We start from the raw sequence: 14,763 nt of genomic DNA, 5'->3' as shown, positions 1-14,763 counted from the left end.
ATCGCGGAGGGCATCCGGACCGCCGCGGGCGCGCCCGGCCTTGGCGAGCGGCTCGCCGCGGCGGGCCTCGTCCTGCCCCCGATCGACAGCCCCGCCGAGACGGCCGCGCGGATCGCCGCCGACGCGCCGCGCTGGCGGGAGATGGTGGAGGTTTCAGGCGCCCGCATCGAGTAGGCCCCGAAGAGGTTGGACTTCCCGCGCTTCTGCCCTATCTCCCCCGGCAGACGGCCTCGCGCCACCCTGCGCAGGCCCTTGCCCGGATTCCCATGACCGACACGCCGCTCGACCGCATCCGCAACTTTTCTATCATCGCCCATATCGACCATGGCAAGTCGACGCTTGCCGACCGCCTGATCCAGGCGACCGGTGCGCTGACCGCGCGCGAGATGAAGGAACAGGTGCTCGACAACATGGAGATCGAGCGCGAGCGGGGCATCACCATCAAGGCGCAGACGGTGCGGCTGACCTATCCGGCGAAGGATGGGAAGACCTACATCCTGAACCTGATGGACACGCCGGGGCATGTCGACTTCGCCTACGAGGTCTCGCGCTCGCTGGCGGCGTGCGAGGGATCGCTGCTGGTGGTCGACGCCTCCCAGGGCGTCGAGGCGCAGACGCTCGCGAATGTCTACCAGGCGATCGACGCGGGTCACGAGATCGTGCCGGTGCTCAACAAGATCGACCTGCCGGCGGCCGAGCCCGCGCGCGTGAAGCAGCAGATCGAGGACGTGATCGGGCTGGACACGTCCGATGCCGTCGAGATCAGCGCCAAGACCGGGCTGAACATCGAGGGCGTGCTCGAGGCGATCGTCACGCGCCTGCCGCCGCCGACCGGCGACGCGAACGCCACCACCACCGCGTTGCTGGTGGACAGCTGGTACGACGCCTACCTCGGCGTGATCATCCTGGTGCGGGTGAAGGACGGGCACCTGCGCAAGGGCCAGCGCATCCGCATGATGTCGTCGGGGTCGGTGCACACCATCGAGCAGGTCGGCGTCTTCGCGCCGAAGCTGACGCCGACCGACAGCCTGGGGCCGGGCGAGATGGGCTATCTGACCGCGGCCATCAAGACGGTCGCGGACACCAATGTGGGCGACACCATCACCGACGACCGCAATCCCGCGACCGAGGCGCTGCCCGGCTTCAAGCCCTCCATCCCCGTGGTGTGGTGCGGGCTGTTCCCGGTCGATGCCGACGACTTCGAGAAGCTGCGCGAATCACTCGGCAAGCTGCGGCTGAACGACGCGTCCTTCCACTTCGAGACCGAGACCTCGGCCGCGCTGGGCTTCGGCTTCCGCTGCGGCTTCCTCGGGCTGCTGCACCTCGAGATCATTCAGGAGCGCCTCTCGCGCGAATTCGACCTGGACCTGATCGCGACGGCGCCCTCGGTCGTCTACAAGATCCACAAGACCAACGGCGAATCCTTCGAGCTGCATAACCCGGCCGACTTCCCGGATGGCAGCGTGATCGACCACATCGAGGAGCCGTGGATCAAGGCCACGATCATGCTGCCGGACGACTACCTCGGCCCGGTGCTGACGCTGTGCAACGACCGTCGCGGGCAGCAGGTGGAGCTCACCTATGTCGGGTCGCGCGCGATGCTGGTGTACCGGCTGCCGCTGAATGAGGTGGTGTTCGACTTCTACGACCGGCTGAAGTCGGTCTCGCGCGGCTACGCGTCCTTCGACTACCAGATGGATGGCTACGAAGAAGGCGACCTGGTGCGCATCTCCATCCTGGTGAATGCCGAGCCGGTCGATGCGCTGTCCTTCATGGCCCATCGCGGCCAGGCCGAACGGCGCGGCCGGCAGATCTGCGAGAAGCTGAAGGACCTGATCCCCCGCCAGCTCTTCAAGATCCCGATCCAGGCGGCGATCGGCGGGCGCGTCATCGCGCGCGAGACCATCTCCGCCCTGTCGAAGGACGTCACCGCGAAGTGCTACGGCGGCGACATCTCCCGCAAGCGGAAGCTTCTGGAAAAGCAGAAGGAAGGCAAGAAGCGCATGCGGCAGTTCGGCAAGGTCGAGATCCCGCAGAGCGCCTTCATCGCCGCGCTGAAGATGGACGCCTGATCCTTATTGTTTCGCGCGCGCGTAGACACGGTGCTCGCAATATGCAGGCGATGCATGCCGTAACGCGTCAGTTACTTGGGGTGCATCGACCACTTCGGCCTTGACTTGAATTGGGATCGGACTGATCTGCCCGCCGAGTTTGGCCGGACGGTCGGCCGATAACGTTCAGGAGGACGCCCATGTCTCGTCTTTCGCGCCGGAGCTTCGCGGCGTCCGTCGCCGCCGCGGCCATGGCCCGCCCGGCGCTTGGCCAGGGGGCCTATCCGACGCGGCCCGTCACCATGGTCATCCCCTTCGCCGCGGGTGGCCCGACGGACACGGTCGGCCGGCTGATCGCCCAGGCGATGAGCGCGGATCTCGGCCAGCCCGTGGTGGTCGAGAATGTCGGCGGCGCGGGCGGCACGCTCGGCGCTCAGCGCGTCGCGAATGCGCGGCCGGACGGCTACAGCATCCTGCTGCACCATATCGGCATGGCGACGATCCCGACGCTCTATCGCCGCCTGTCCTACGACGCGATCAACGGCTTCGAGACGCTCGGCCTGGTGACCGAGGTGCCGATGACGCTGGTCGCGCGCCGGAACATCGAGGCGACCAACCTGCAGGAACTGGTCGCGCTGATCCGCCAGCGGGGCGAGGCGCTGAACTACGCCAATGCCGGCATCGGCGCGGCGAGCCACCTGTGCGGGCTGCTGCTGATGAAGGCGGTCGACACGCGCATGACGACCGTGCCCTATCGCGGCACCGGTCCCGCGATGAACGACCTGGTGGCCGGCACGGTCGACCTGATGTGCGACCAGACGACGAACACGACCGAGCAGATCCGCGCCGGCACGATCCGCGGCTTCGCGGTGACGACGCCCGAGCGCGTGTCCGCGCTGCCCGACATGCCGACGGCGGCGCAGGGCGGGCTGCCGGGCTTCGAGGTCAGCGTCTGGCACGGCCTGTATGCCCCCCGCGGCACGCCGGCGCCGATCACGGAGCGCCTGAACCGCGCCCTGGTGGCGGCGCTGCAGGATGCGACGATTGCCAGGCGCTTCGCCGACCTGGGCACCGCGCCGGTGCCGGTGGCGCGGGCCACGCCGCAGCTTCATCGCGACTTCTGGCAGGCGGACATCGCCAAGTGGCGGCCGCTGATCCAGGCCGCGGGGCAGTTCGCCGACTGAGTGAAAATGGGCGCGGCCGCGGGTTGCGCGGCGGCCGCGCCCTGACTATGGTCCGCGCCCTCCGGATGGGTGGCCGAGCGGTCGAAGGCGCGCGCCTGGAAAGTGCGTATACGTCAAAAGCGTATCGTGGGTTCGAATCCCACCCCATCCGCCAGTTCCCGTGTGCGTCTAGCTCTCCGCCAGACTCACCGCCGCTCTGTCCGACATGTTTTCTGGGATTTTCGGGACAGACCAACTGACCTGCCCAGCCCGCCATGACCCGAAACTCGCTCTCCGGGGGCCATTTCTCTCCGGGCCTCCTGATTTGGCTGATGTAGTACGGAACACGGAAACCTAGGTCAAAAGCCGCGTTCACCGTGGTCGGCACTCGTGTCTGTTCGAACCCCACATGCCCGGAATCCGGACTTCGAGACTGAATACTTCGGTATGCCTGGAGCGCCCCCCACTTCCAGCGGACAGCCGGCATAGTCCCGACAGCCGAGGTTCAAGCCACGCGCCCGCCTGTTTTGAAGCCCATCGTGCGCGTTGAGATCATCACCGGCATTCACCACCGCCAGCGCTACACCGCCGAGGAGAAGGCCTGGCTGGTCGAGCAGACCATGCAGCCCGGCATGACGGTCTCCGCCTTCGCGCGGCCGAATGGCGCGCTCGCGGCGCGCCGCCTTCCTTGGCCCTCCTCCACCACCAGCGGGGACGCGGCCATTGGCGATGCTGAAGGGGGGCGATGACCCGGTCAGTCCAGACGGAAAGGGCCTCCACCGTCCGCGATCTGCGGCCTGAACGCCGGCAACCAGTGGCGTAGCGCCTGATCTTGCCATGCACTACGAATGAGCCTGGAAAACCTGATCGGGACAGGATGCTCGGTATGCCCGACCCCTTGCTGAGCCCGGGGGAGCCGTCCGTGAGCGTGGACGCCTTTCATTTCCAGGACTGCATCCTGCGTCCGTCGCTACGACAGGTGCTACGCGACGGCGCGCCGCTGGCGCTGGGTGCACGGGCCTTCGACCTGCTGCTGCATCTGGTTGCCAATGCTGGCCGCATCCTTGGCCGGGACGAGGTCATGCTCGCGGTCTGGGGCGATGCGATCGTCGGCGAAAACAACCTGAACGTGCAGGTCGCTACGCTGCGCCACCTGCTCGGGCGCGATGCCGTGCTCACCATCCCCGGCCGCGGCCTTCGGTTCGGCCACGCGGTGAGGGCCGTCGCCGCGATCGAGGCGGAGCCGGAGCCTCCGGACAGACCCTCGGTGGTGGTCCTGCCATTCACCGATCTCGGCGCCGAAGCCGCATGGGGATGGCTCGCGGATTGCGTCGTCGAGGACATCACGACGGAGTTGTCGCGCTTCCGCGACCTTTTCGTCGTGGCACGCAACTCCGCCTTCGCCTGGCGGGATCAGGCGAGGGACGTCCGCGGCGTGGCTCGCGCGCTGGGCGTGCGCTATGTCGTGGAGGGCAGCGTGCGCGTTGTCGCCGGGCGTGTGCGCGCGACGGCGCAGCTGATTGACGCCACCTCGGGCGGCCATGTCTGGGCGGAGAATTTCGACGCTGAACTCGACGACCCCTTCGCCGCGCAGGCGCGCATCGCCGCGGGGGTCGTCGCCGCGCTGGCGCCGCAGATCGACGGCGCCGAAGCGTTCCGGATACGCCGCACGCCACCGTCGAACCTCGGCGTCTTCGGCCTCGCGCAGGCGGCATGGTCGGTCATGTCGGCCGGCGAGATGGCATTCGACACCGCGCCGCGCGACCGGGCGGCGGCGTTGGCGCGAGAGGCGCTGGCGGCAGACCCCTGCTGCGGCCTCGCGCATCGGGTGCTCGCCGCCGTCGCGTGGTGGCACGCCTATCACGGCACGACCGACGACTTCGTCGCCACCGTCGCCGCGGGACGCGACGCGGCGGATGCGGCGATCGGGCTGGACGCGCAGGACCATCACGCGTGGCGGCAGAAGGGGCTGCTGGCCTTCATGGCGCAGGATCACGCCGCGGGGTTGTCCGCGTTGCGCCGCGCCCATGACCTGAACCCCAACTGCGCGGTGACGCTGGCCTGGCTCAGCCTGAACGAGGCGTTGCATGGCGAGAGCGAGCGCGGCGTGCCGCTCGCCGAAGCGGCCCTGCGCCGCAGCCCGCGCGACCCCGGGCGCGGCGAAATGCTCTGCGCGCTGGGCTTCGCGCAGTTCGCCGCGCGTAACTATCCCGGCGCGGATGCGTCCGCGCAGGCCGCGCTGCTCGGCATGGCCAACGCCGCGCCACCGCTGGTGCTGGGCACCATCGCGCAGGTCGGCGCCGGTGACCTGGCCAGGGCCGCCGCGACCTTCGCGACGCTGCAACAGACCGCGCCAGCGCTGGCCGCCCAGCGCCTGGCGGGCCGATGGCTGTCCACCAACCCGGACTACCAAGCGCGCGCGCATACCTTCCTCCGCGTGGCTGCAGGACTGGCAACGCCGGCGGATGCGGACGCGCTGCGGTAGGCGGCGATTTAGCCTCCTTTAGCGCGTCGTGTTCCGGCCGCCGCCGGTATGCGGCGAGGCTCGCCCCGTTGAGGGGCGAATCCACGATGGGAACTTCCGGAACGAATGGGAGGCTCTGGGGCGCGCGGGCGCGCGACTGGGCCGAGGTGCAGGAAGGCCAGTGCGCGGCCGCTTTCCAGGCTGTGCTGGACCATGCCGGCGCCGGGCCGGGCACGCGCCACCTGGATGTCGGCTGCGGCGCGGGCATGGCCGCCGCGCTATCCGCCGGGCGCGGCGCCGCCGTCAGCGGGCTCGACGCCGCCGAGGCGCTGCTGGAGATCGCCCGGGAACGCACACCCGGCGGCGACTTCCGCCTGGGGGACGTCGAGGCGCTGCCCTTCGAGGACGATGCCTTCGACGTGGACACGCATTGGTCCTATCCCGACGAGGCAACCGCGCTGCGCGGGCTGGGCTCGGCCGGCGTCGCCGTGCGGGCGATCGAACATGCCGGCGCCGAAGCCTTCGTCGCCGCCCATCGCGCTGCGCTCGCGCCCTTCCGTCAGCCGGATGGCGGCTTCCGCATCGGCGCGCGGTTCCGCTGCCTGGTCGCCGCGCCATGACGCAGTTCGCCGCGACCGTCATCGGCGCCGGCTCGGTCGGCCTCGGCATCGCGGCCTCGCTTGCCGTCGCGGGGCAGCGCGTGACGCTGCTCGCGCGCGAAGGCGCGGTCGCGGGGCTGCGCGAGGCGGCGATCACCGTGGGGGGGCTGCACGGCGCGCACACCCTGCCGTCCGGGACCATCGCGATCGAGGACGCGGCCCGCCCGTCGAAGGCCGCGCGCGGCTGCGACATGCTGGTCGTCACCACCAAGGCCTACGACATCGCAGCGGCGCTCGCCCCCTTCGCGTGCAGAACCCCGGCGCCCGCCGCGGTGCTGTCGCTGAACAACGGGATCGGCGCGTCAGAGGCGATCCGTGCCGCACTCGGACCCGATATCCCCGTCTATGCCTCGGCGATGATGATCGGGCTCGAGCGGCAGGGCCTCGCGCATGTCGAGAGCAAGGCGGCGGCGAGCCCGATCAACACCGGCCCGCTGCTGGGCGATGGGATTGCGCCGCTGGAGCGTTTCGTCGCCGCGGCGCAGGCGGGCTTTCTGCCGATCCGTGTGGATCCGGCGATGCGCGACACGATCCTGTTCAAGCTGCTGTTCAACACCTGCATGAATCCGACCGGCGCGCTGACCAGCCTGACCTATGGCGAGCTGGTGACCCACCCCGCCACGCGCGGGCTGATCGAGCGCCTGGCCGAGGAGACGCTGGCGGTACTCGCCGCGGAGTACGACTACCGCCCGGCGGACTCCGGCGTGGCGTATGCGCGGGACAGGCTGACGCCGATCGTCCTGCCGCGCAGCGCCGGGCACCGCTCCTCCATGCTACAGGACATCGCGGCGGGGCGGCGCACGGAGATCGACAGCCTCAACGGCGCGATCGCCCGGCTCGGTCGGAAGAACGGCATTGCTACGCCCACCCATGATGCGCTCATCGATCTGGTCGGCGCGCACAGGCCCATCGCGGAGACACCGGCATGACCCTGCCCGCTTTCTTCGACGTGTTCCCCGCGCTCGACCTGCCCTTTCCCGAGAGCGTCGTCAGCACGCATGCCGTGCGATCGGACGCAGGTCTCGTTGCCTTCTTCCGCGTCCACGAGGACGTAAGCCTCCCGCCGCATTCCCACGGACCCCAATGGGGCACGGTGCTGGCGGGCGAGGTCGCGCTGACCATAGCGGGCGAGACCCATCGCTACGGGCCGGGCCAGAGCTACGACATTCCAGCCGGCGTCGTACACGGCGTATCGATCATGGCAGGCACGGTTGCCATCGACGTTTTCGCCGAGGCCGACCGCTATCCGCTGAAGCCGCGCTGATCGCGCGCCAACTGGTCATGATCCGCCAACCTCCGACACGGATCTCCATCCCGCATGCGCCCGCCCGCGCGACCCGCCGGGGACCGTTGATGAACACGCGTCGCCTTCTGCACATTCTGCCCGTCCTGGCGCTCGCCGGCCTCGGTGGCCCGGGCGCCGCAGCCCAATCCGTGACGCTTACGGCAAGCCATCCCAACGTCGTGTCGTTCTGGAACGACGTCGCCAACCGCACGGTCCTGGCGCAAATCCCAACGGCCACGACGCCGGAGGAGCAGCGTCCGTCCTTCGTGCACGACCCCGCCACGGTGCACCTCGCCATCTATGATGCCGTCGTGGCCATCGAGGGCCGGTACCGGCCCTACGCGGTGCGCCCGATCGCGCCAGCCGCCGGCGCCTCGACCGAGGCCGCCATCGGCGCGGCCGCCCATGGCGTGCTGCGGGCGCTGTTCCCCAACCGCGGCGAAGTCTACCTGCCGGCCTACGACCAGCGCATGGCCACGATTCCGGATGGAGCAGCCAAGGCGATGGGCGTGGCGCTCGGCGCCGAGGTCGCGGCCGGCATCGTGCGGCTGCGCACCAATGACGGGCGCACCGTGGCGCTGCAGCCCTACGCGTCCGGCACTGCGCCCGGCCAGTTCCGCGCCGCCAATCCGAACCCGATCTTCCGCCATTTCCCCGCGATCCGGCCCTTCGCGGTGAACAGCCTCGACCAGTTCCGCGCGCCTCCGCCGCCGGCGCTGGCCAGCGCGGCCTATGCTGTCGCCTTCAACGAGGTGCGCGTCCTGGGCGGTGCGGTCAGCACGACGCGCACGGCCGAGCAGCTCGAGATCGCGCGTTTCCATACCGAACCGCCGCCCAGCTTCGTCACGCGCAACTTCAGCCGGCTTGCCGCCAGCACGCCGGACGTGGCGGAGGCCGCGCGGCTGATGGCGATGGTCACCGTCTCCTTCGCCGATGCGGTGGGCACCTGCTTCGAGACCAAGTACGACTACGCGACGTGGCGCCCGCAGACCGCCATCCCGATGGCCGCCGACGACGGCAACGACGCGACGCAGGCGGATATGGCCTGGGCGCCGGCACTGCCCACGCCGAACCATCCCGAATATCCGGCGGCTCATTCCTGCACCTCCGGCGCGCTCGGCCAGGCGCTGCGGCATGCCCTTGGAACGCCCGACGTGACCTTCAGCCTGGACAGCAGGATCACCGGCACGACACGCAGCTACGCCGGCGCCGATGCCTTCAACCAGGAGAACAGGATGGCCCGCATCGCCGGCGGAATGCATTTCCAGTTCTCGGCCATCGCCGGCGAGGAGATCGGCCAGCGCGTCGCCGACTGGGTCGCGACGCATCATTTCGGTCGCCAGTGACGAGAAGCCCAATCAGCGCAAGGACGCCCGACATGAACCGACGCGGCCTCATCGCCACCACCGGATCCCTCGCCCTGGCGGGCCATGCCGCCGCGCAGCCGGCCTGGCCCGACCGTGCCGTGACCATCGTCGTTCCCTTCGGCGCTGGCACGGCACCGGACCTGATGGCGCGCCTCGCCGCACCGAGGCTGAGCGCGCGCTGGGGCCAGCCGGTGGTTGTGCAGAACGTGGTTGGCGCGGCGGGCGTGGTCGGCGTGGAGCGCGTCGCGCGCGCCGCGCCCGACGGCCACACCCTGGTGCTGCCAGGCGATGCCGCCATCGTGGTGCGCATCAGCATGACCCCGCGCCCGCCCTATGATCCGCAGCGCGACCTCGCCCCCATCATGCTGGTCGGACGCACGACGAACGTGCTGGTGGTGGCGAGCCAGACGCCGTATCGCAGCCTCGCCGACATCGTCGCGGCGGCGCGGGCGCAGCCGGGCACCATCACCTTTGGTCATGCGGGCACTGGCACCTCGCAGCACATTGGTGGCGAGATGCTGGCCCAGATGGCCGGCGTGCGGCTGACTGGCGTCGCGTACAACGATCTCGGCGCGATGGCGATCGACGTGCAGTCCGGGCGCGTCACCATGTCCCTGATGGGCAGCGTCAACGCGCTGCCGCGGGTGCGCGACGGGTCGCTGCGGGCGCTCGGCGTGTCCACCCCTGCGCGCTTTGCGGCGCTGCCGGAGGTGCCGAGCATCGCCGAGCAGGGTCTGCCCGGCTTCGACGCCTCGGCCTGGTTCGGGCTCTATGCGCCGGCCGGAACGCCAGCGGCGATCGTGGCGCGCATCAACCGCGACATGCGGGCGGCGCTGGAACAGCCGGAGGCGCGCAGCCGCTTCGACACCCTCGGCGTCGACCTCGTCGCCGGCACGCCGGAGGAGCTGGCCCGGACCATCGCGACCGAGATCCCGCGCATGCGCGCGGTGCTGCGCGCGGCCGGTGTCGAGGGTGCATGAGCCGCGCGCGCGACCATGACGGGCTGCGCATCTTCGTCCCCGTGGCGATCCACGCGCTTTTTGTGCGTCTCGCGCCTCGGCTCGAGGCGGCGGCCGGGCGTGCGCTGGCGCCAACCATCGACCTCAATCCTGCGATCGCGCAGCGCATCCTGGCGGGCGAGCCCTACGACATCGCGCTCACCAATCCACACCATGTGGCGGATCTGGTCGCTGCGGGTATCGTCGATGGTGCGACCCACCGACCGTTCGGGCGCACTCGCCTTGCCATTGCCCGCAGGGCCCTGGGCGATGGATCGATCCTGACGGATGTATCGGACATCGCGGCCTTGCTGTTGGCGGCAGAGAGCATCGCCTACACCGGCGCGGGCACGAGCGGGCCGACCTTCCTCGCGGCCATGGCAAGGCTGGGCCTGTCGGACGCGGTGGCGCCGAAGGGGCGACCCATGGCCGGGGTCCGGCCGGTCGTCGCCGTCGCGGCAGGGGAGGCGGAACTGGCTGTCGGACCGCTCAGCGCCATCATCTCGAGCCCCGGGGTCGCGGTCGCGGCAATCTTTCCCGATGCCGTCGGCTCGAACATCGACATCTCCGCCTTCCTGCCACCGATGCACGCGGCGGGGGCCGCCGAGGCCCTCGATGTGCTGACCGATACGGCGCTCGATGCGCAGTTGGCATCCTTTGGCATTGAGCGCGCCGGGCCGTCGTGGGGGGTATAGATACGCGTCTGCGGCAATGATGACGAGCACCTGGCACTACCGGCCATTTCGCCCGGCCATTCGGCGGAGCCCGGGCAGCAGCCGCAGATCGAGCACCACCTTCGCCACCGCCGCCAGCACCAGGGCGGACAGTACAAGCTTCGACACGAGCTCCATCGTCCCATCGATCAGGATCGCGTGGACGACGCTACCCACGACAATCACCACCGCAAGGCTGATGTGACAGACGCGCCAGACAAACAGCCTCAGGCGCAGCCGCCCGCGCAGGGCCGCGAGGAGTGCCGTCGCGAACACCGCCCACATCGCGACAACGCCCCAGGCAGAAAATGGCGTCGGCGAGCTGAGAAGCAGCGCATCGACCACGTCCGGCGGGCTGGTCAGCCACAGGGCGGCAACGTGGACGACCACCGCGAATACGAGGCCGGTGCCCACCCACGCATGGAGCTGCCGCCCAAGCCGCATGCGCACGCCTGGCAAGTATCCCCCGGCAAGCAAGGGTTGGAGCAGGAGCAGTCCGAGGGCGACTACCCCGGCGAAGCCGGCTGCGACATAGATGGGCTCGCGCCATGCGAGCAGCGGGCTTGCCGCCGCAGCGACGATCGGCACGACCAGCGCGACGGCGACGGCTGCCCAGATCAGGACTGAACGCAAGGCCCCGTGCCGATCACGCCCGTCGCAGGACGAAGTCCACGTTCAGGCTCGTATCGCGGGCGCTCCGCATCACCGGCCGAAGGAACACCGTCTCGAACCCGTTCTCGTCGTGTGCGGCATCATAGGCGAGATGGCCATGTGCCTGGCCGAAGGCGGGCACGATCTGGGGCATTTCCAGCCTGAACACGCCATTCGCGTCCGTCAGCGTGGCCCCGTGGCTGTGCGGGTCGCGCTCGTGCCCTTCCGTTGTGTGCGCCCAGATCTGGATACGAACGCGCGGGAGTGGAGCGCCATCGCCGGCGCGTCGAACGGTGCCTGTCATCCAAAAGCCGCCACCACCGATGCGCTGCACGATGGGCGCGCCCGCCAGATAATTGTTGGCGCCGCCGCGCATCGTCGGCGTCGGGGCGAGGCCCTGCGCGCGCAGCGGCGTGACGAGCCCGGTTGCAGCCGTCGCGGCGACAGCCGTGAGGAGGGTACGGCGAGCCTTCCACGTATGCGACGTCATGACTTCACCTCTTGAGCATGGCGGGCGCCTTCGCGCGGCCCCGTTCAATGATACGGCACCTGCTGGCTGCGGTGCCCTCGCTGGCAGGCGAAGGATGTGGGAAGGCGTTGGAGTTGGTAAAGCGCCTCCCTCATATCCTGGACGCCGTTCGAAGGGCGCGAGGTGGATGACGACGCTTGGCGGCTTGTAGCGGCGAGGTTGTTGCAGCAGCCGGCGATGTCGGGTGTCCGGGGTACCCGACGTTGAGACCGTCTTCGCATTTGCGGACCGGCCAATCGGAGCGGGTCACGGAGGCAGCCGCCGCTGCCTTTGCCCTGCGATGGGAAGCGGCTCCATCAGCCCCCGGGTGCGTCATCCCCTCTGGCTGGCGCCCGTCCAGAACCAGTCCGAAAATGTCCGGCGCGTCCAGCGTCCGATAGGTCATTGCTGGCGAGGTAGTCGCACGATCATGCGAATTTCCGACGTCAGTTCCGCCATGGCGAGCCACGGGCGGAGATAGCATACGGCATTGAACACCCCCGCCTCGCCCGGCATCGCCTTCACCTCCAGGCGGCCTTGGTAGAGCGGATGGCGCGGGAGCGTGCCGCTGGGAGCGCCGGCCTGCGCGAGATTCGACAGCCAGCGTGCCATCCAGCGTTCGAGGTCGCCCGCCTCGGCATAAGCACCAATCCGATCGCGCGCCATGGCCTTGAGATAGTGCGCGATGCGTGCCGTCACCATCACATGCGGAAGCGTCGCGGCGATCGCGGCATTTTCGCTCGCTGCGTGACTGTCGTACTGCCGCGGCCGATGCAACGTCTGCATGCCAACGATGGTTACTGGCGCATTTGCCGTCCGGTGGACCACTGGCATGAAGCCGAAGCGGGCGAGCGGCGCCTCGGGTTGGCCAAGTGACGATGCCTCGACGCCAGGGATATCGGCGCAGAAGCCGTCCCGGCGGAACGCATCTACCATGTGCGCGGCAACCCAGAAGGGTCCGCGAACGGCTTCGATTTCCGGCGGCGTCGTCAGCACGAGGAAGCGCGACGCATCGGAATTGCGCAGGGCATGCCAAGCCGCATCCGCCGTGCCGGCATTCTCCCCGAGGCCCGCACGGCGACCCAGATCGCACAAAGACTCATCGGCGGCGGACACGAAGGGCAGGTGGGCCGGGGCAGCGATCGCGGCCATCCGCTCGAGCGCTTCGATGTCCTCGGTGGACGCTGTCCATACTTGGTCGCCGACGAGAACCGAGAGGGGCTCAGCACCCCGGCACTCGAATACGTCGTGGTGGATGCGCCCTTCCAGCCATCCCCGAGCCCCGTCGTCTGATCGACGCAGCGCGGCGACGAATTCGGCGCGCGACAACGGCAATATGCCGATCCGAACCGCCGGATCGGGGCCGGCCCGCGCCGCCAGCAGGTCAAGCCCGAACCAGGTCGCTTTCAGCCGCTGGAAACGCTCGTTCTGCCGGATGGCTTCAACGTGTTCGTCGGTCGGCGTCACACCCGCCGACGCGAATTGGCTGGCTAGTCCAGCCGTTGCGAAATCATCCAGGCTTCTGAAGGTCAGGGTGATGGAAGCGCCTGCATGCTGGCCGCTGAATTCATGGCGATAGCCCGGTTGCAACTGCGCCATGGCGCCCGCGATTCCGTCCTCGGCGAGCGGTAGGAAGTGTCTCTCGACCGGCGGCGGCAGGGAAACACCAGCGTCTCCCGCCAAGTCTGCAATCACGCCAACTCGGAACGGGAGTTCGCGATCGCGTTCGGCGCCTTCTGCCTCGAAGGGGTAGGTCATGGCGAAGCGTGGCGAAAGGGCGATCGGCGGCAGGGTCATCAGCGCAGGTTCCGGTGACGGTCACGAGCCTTGCTACCATGCAGCGCAGGGTCCCTGCGCGGCGAGTCGCTGTCGGGCGTCAGGACATCCTGGCTCGCCAGGTCCACCGGAAACGGCCCCATCAGCGCAGGCAGCGTCTTCCCTGTCGGCTGCCGCCCATCCAGGATGGATCCAATGATCTCCGGCGCCAGTGGCGTCAGCCGCAGCACGCGCGAGACATAGGACGAGTTGATCTTCTCCGACGCGGCAAGTTCGTTGATCGTGCCGATCCTCCTGCTCGTCATCCGCCATGGTGGTCGCCGCACCATCCGCCTCGACGCCAATCGCAGCGCGGCCTGCAGCGGTAATCCGCGGCGCGATCCAGGCGCCGTCCTGGTCCTGCCGCCAGCCCAAGGCGGCGTGCCCGCGAGGCGCGGGGATCTCCTCCAGAGCAGACCCTTCGCGATCAGGCTGCGCAGGACGCTCTGGCGCGCGGCGGTGGGCAGCCTCGCCGGCGGTTCGGCCAGCAGCGCATCGTGCTGCGCTGCGTTGCTGAGGATCACGCGCCGGGTGTCGGAAAGCTTGGGCATGATCTGGCTCGGGTTCGGCACCCCGATCGGCCGGGTGCTATCAGCCCGAGCCCCGCGATCCGAGCCTCAGCGGGGCAGCGCGAATTTCTTCGCGCCCATGACCACTCGCGCGACAGCGGCGCGATGCGAAGCCGAATTCCACGTTGTCTCATTGCCATGCCCTGGCCTTCCGGATCAGCGTATGACCGTGCCCATCGCTTTCGGGCCGATCGCTGCAGGAGAGAGGATGGCCCAGCCCCTAGTCCCCATCGACGTGGATCCCGAGACGGGCATCTGGACGACCGACGGCCTTCCGATGATCTACCTGCCACGCCATTTCCTGGTGAACATGCAGAAGGGCATCGAAGCCGCCATCGGTCCCGCGGCCTATCGCGACATCCTCTACGCCTCGAGCGATCTCTCCGCCCTGCAATGGTGTCGGGCGGAGGCCAAGACGCACGGCCTGACGCCGGTCGAGACCTTTCGCCATTACCTCAAGCGGCTGTCGCAGCGCGGTTACGGCCTGCTGGACATCACCGCGCTGGACGAGGGAGCCGGC

General features: G+C 69.3%; 15 protein-coding genes and 1 tRNA gene. 12 read left to right on the top strand and 4 right to left on the bottom strand.

Features of this window, described 5'->3' with window-relative positions; all coding sequences use genetic code 11:
• The first annotated feature begins 266 nt into the window (after positions 1 to 266).
• The 11 genes from lepA to HW577_RS10425 all read left to right on the top strand — a co-directional run bounded on the left by lepA (position 267) and on the right by HW577_RS10425 (position 10,682).
• Positions 267 to 2,072 carry a translation elongation factor 4 gene (gene lepA, locus HW577_RS10475; protein ID WP_198376086.1) on the top strand — a complete coding sequence of 602 codons (1,806 nt, stop codon included), beginning with the start codon at positions 267 to 269 and terminating at the stop codon, positions 2,070 to 2,072.
• Between the two features lie 179 nt (positions 2,073 to 2,251).
• Positions 2,252 to 3,235, top strand: a complete 984-nt coding sequence (locus tag HW577_RS10470; protein ID WP_198376085.1) for a tripartite tricarboxylate transporter substrate-binding protein — start codon at positions 2,252 to 2,254, stop codon at positions 3,233 to 3,235.
• 63 nt (positions 3,236 to 3,298) lie between these two features.
• Positions 3,299 to 3,389, top strand: a tRNA-Ser gene (locus tag HW577_RS10465).
• 364 nt (positions 3,390 to 3,753) lie between these two features.
• A complete protein-coding gene (locus HW577_RS10460; RefSeq protein WP_198376084.1) occupies positions 3,754 to 3,963 on the top strand; it encodes a helix-turn-helix domain-containing protein in 210 nt (69 codons plus the stop codon).
• A gap of 173 nt (positions 3,964 to 4,136) precedes the next feature.
• The gene (locus HW577_RS10455; protein ID WP_198376083.1) at positions 4,137 to 5,699 is read left to right on the top strand and encodes a winged helix-turn-helix domain-containing tetratricopeptide repeat protein; all 1,563 of its coding nucleotides are present in this window, start codon (positions 4,137 to 4,139) and stop codon (positions 5,697 to 5,699) included.
• A gap of 86 nt (positions 5,700 to 5,785) precedes the next feature.
• On the top strand, positions 5,786 to 6,298 hold the full coding sequence (locus HW577_RS10450) for a class I SAM-dependent methyltransferase (RefSeq protein ID WP_198376082.1): 513 nt from the start codon (positions 5,786 to 5,788) through the stop codon (positions 6,296 to 6,298).
• On the top strand, positions 6,295 to 7,266 hold the full coding sequence (locus HW577_RS10445; protein ID WP_198376081.1) for a ketopantoate reductase family protein: 972 nt from the start codon (positions 6,295 to 6,297) through the stop codon (positions 7,264 to 7,266). The genes HW577_RS10450 and HW577_RS10445 overlap by 4 nt, the downstream gene beginning before the upstream one ends.
• Complete coding sequence (locus tag HW577_RS10440) at positions 7,263 to 7,601, top strand: cupin domain-containing protein (protein ID WP_198376080.1); 339 nt, start codon at positions 7,263 to 7,265, stop codon at positions 7,599 to 7,601. The genes HW577_RS10445 and HW577_RS10440 overlap by 4 nt, the downstream gene beginning before the upstream one ends.
• Positions 7,602 to 7,690: 89 nt before the next feature.
• Positions 7,691 to 8,968, top strand: coding sequence for a vanadium-dependent haloperoxidase (locus HW577_RS10435; RefSeq protein ID WP_198376079.1), 1,278 nt, complete (start codon positions 7,691 to 7,693; stop codon positions 8,966 to 8,968).
• 32 nt (positions 8,969 to 9,000) lie between these two features.
• The gene (locus HW577_RS10430) at positions 9,001 to 9,969 is read left to right on the top strand and encodes a Bug family tripartite tricarboxylate transporter substrate binding protein (protein WP_198376078.1); all 969 of its coding nucleotides are present in this window, start codon (positions 9,001 to 9,003) and stop codon (positions 9,967 to 9,969) included.
• Positions 9,966 to 10,682, top strand: coding sequence for a molybdate ABC transporter substrate-binding protein (locus tag HW577_RS10425; RefSeq protein ID WP_198376077.1), 717 nt, complete (start codon positions 9,966 to 9,968; stop codon positions 10,680 to 10,682). Before HW577_RS10430 ends, HW577_RS10425 begins: the two co-directional genes overlap by 4 nt.
• 36 nt (positions 10,683 to 10,718) lie before the next feature.
• On the opposite strand, the gene HW577_RS10420 is transcribed toward HW577_RS10425, so the two are convergent.
• The 4 genes from HW577_RS10420 to HW577_RS10405 all read right to left on the bottom strand — a co-directional run bounded on the left by HW577_RS10420 (position 10,719) and on the right by HW577_RS10405 (position 14,225).
• Positions 10,719 to 11,333 (bottom strand): ferric reductase-like transmembrane domain-containing protein, encoded by a 615-nt coding sequence (locus HW577_RS10420; protein WP_198376076.1) that lies wholly within the window; start codon positions 11,331 to 11,333, stop codon positions 10,719 to 10,721.
• A 13-nt stretch (positions 11,334 to 11,346) separates the two neighbouring features.
• Positions 11,347 to 11,841, bottom strand: coding sequence for a peptidase associated/transthyretin-like domain-containing protein (locus HW577_RS10415; RefSeq protein WP_232474833.1), 495 nt, complete (start codon positions 11,839 to 11,841; stop codon positions 11,347 to 11,349).
• Between the two features lie 420 nt (positions 11,842 to 12,261).
• Entirely contained in the window at positions 12,262 to 13,656 is a 1,395-nt protein-coding gene (locus HW577_RS10410) for a type VI secretion system contractile sheath domain-containing protein (RefSeq protein WP_198376074.1), read from the bottom strand.
• The gene (locus HW577_RS10405; RefSeq protein WP_198376073.1) at positions 13,656 to 14,225 is read right to left on the bottom strand and encodes a hypothetical protein; all 570 of its coding nucleotides are present in this window, start codon (positions 14,223 to 14,225) and stop codon (positions 13,656 to 13,658) included. Before HW577_RS10405 ends, HW577_RS10410 begins: the two co-directional genes overlap by 1 nt.
• A 181-nt stretch (positions 14,226 to 14,406) precedes the next feature.
• Here HW577_RS10405 and HW577_RS10400 point away from each other — a divergent pair.
• On the top strand, positions 14,407 to 14,763 hold a 357-nt coding region (locus tag HW577_RS10400; protein ID WP_198376072.1), incomplete at its 3' end, for a DUF5943 domain-containing protein.

The sequence above is a fragment of the Neoroseomonas rubea genome, assembly GCF_016106015.1.
In the GTDB taxonomy this organism is placed as follows: Bacteria; Pseudomonadota; Alphaproteobacteria; order Acetobacterales; family Acetobacteraceae; genus Neoroseomonas; species Neoroseomonas rubea.
Note: the sequence above shows the minus strand (reverse complement) of the source record. Positions and strands in the feature narration are given on the sequence as shown.